Origin of the sequence: Microcoleus sp. N9_B4, from assembly GCF_036701635.1 — a bacterium.
In the GTDB taxonomy this organism is placed as follows: Bacteria; Cyanobacteriota; Cyanobacteriia; order Cyanobacteriales; family Microcoleaceae; genus Microcoleus.
Map to the genome: position 1 here is coordinate 1 of NZ_JAUBRC010000115.1, position 1481 is coordinate 1481.

Here is a 1481-nt window from a genome sequence, read left to right on the forward strand (position 1 = left end):
CCAATCAGCGAATCTTGACCGTTGCCGCCCTTGAGCACGTTGTTACCTTCGCCGCCGTAAACGCTGTCATCACCATCGTTACCGTTCAGGCTGTCATTGCCGCTGCCGCCACCTAAGAAGTCGTTGCCATTACCGCCATCGAGGGTATCGTTGCTGCTGCCGCCGTCGAGACTGTCGTCGCCTTCGTTGCCCAAGAGGTTGTCGCTGCCCGCTTCCCCAGTTAGCAAGTCGTTGCCGCAACCGCCGTCGAGGGTGTCGTTACCGGCACCTCCCAGCATAGTGTCGTCGTCGCATTCACCGAACATCAAGTCATCGCCGTTACCTCCTCCCATCAAGTCGTTGCCGCTGCCGCCGGCGAGGGTGTCGTCGCCGGAATCGCCTGTCAGGATGTCGTCGCCGGAGTCGCCGACAACCAAGTCGTTACTCGCGCCGCCGTCCATCATGTCAGTTTCATCGCCGCCGTAGAGAGTGTCTTCGCCAACTTCGCCTAGGATGGTGTCTTGCCCTTCACTGCCAAACATCAAGTCGTTGCCGGCGCCTCCGAAGAGTTTGTCGTCGTCGATGCTGCCGTCAATTTTGTCGTTGCCGGCACCTCCTAATAATTGGTCGTTGCCCGTACCGCCGAACAGTTCGTCGTTGCCAGCGCCGCCGTCGATGGTGTCGTAGCCGGAACCGCCGTCGATTTTGTCTTCGCCTGCTTCTCCAAAAATCCTGTCGTCGTCTTCGTTGCCCCAAACGTTGTCGTTGCCGGCGCCGCCGTAAATCGAGTCGTTGCCGGCTTGGGCCCAAATGTTGTCGTTGCCGTCGTTGCCGAGAATCGAGTCTGCGCCGGAACCGCCGTCGATGTTATCCTCTCCGGTTTGTCCGAGGAGGGTGTCGGCTGCATCTCCGCCGTAGATTTGGTCGCTGCCGCGGCCGCCGTCGATGTAATCTCGGTCTTCGCGGCCGTAGAGTTCGTCGTCGCCGTCGTTGCCCCAGAGGGTGTCGCTGCCGGTACCGCCGTCGATGAAGTCGTTGTCGTCGTTGCCTTCGAGGCTGTCGTTGCCGGATTGACCGAATATTCGATCGCCCCCTTCTCCCCCTGCTAAAGTATCGTTGTTCGCCCCGCCGTCGATGTAGTCGTCGCCGCTGTTGCCGTCGGCGAAGTCGTTGCCGTCATTTCCGAAAATGCGATCGCCCCCAGCGCCTCCAGTTAAGCTATCATCGTCTGCGCCGCCTTCTAAGTAGTCGTCGCCACTGTTACCGGAGAGGGTATCTTTGCCGATTTGACCGAAAAGTCGATCAGCGCCTTCGCCACCATCAAGGCTGTCGTTGCCCGATTCGCCCCGCAGAATGTCATCTCCAGTTTGTCCTAACAGCGTATCCTCGTTATCGCCACCCCACAGTTCGTCGTCATTGGCATTGCCTTCTAAAAAGTCGTTGCCTTGGCGGCCGTATAATTTGTCGCGGCCGTCGTTGCCGGAGAGGGTATCGTTTTCGGT

General features: G+C 59.2%; 1 pseudogene. It reads right to left on the minus strand.

The features are described from left to right. Positions 1–1481 (minus strand): annotated as a pseudogene (locus QUA43_RS30670) (hypothetical protein); the annotation flags it as partial.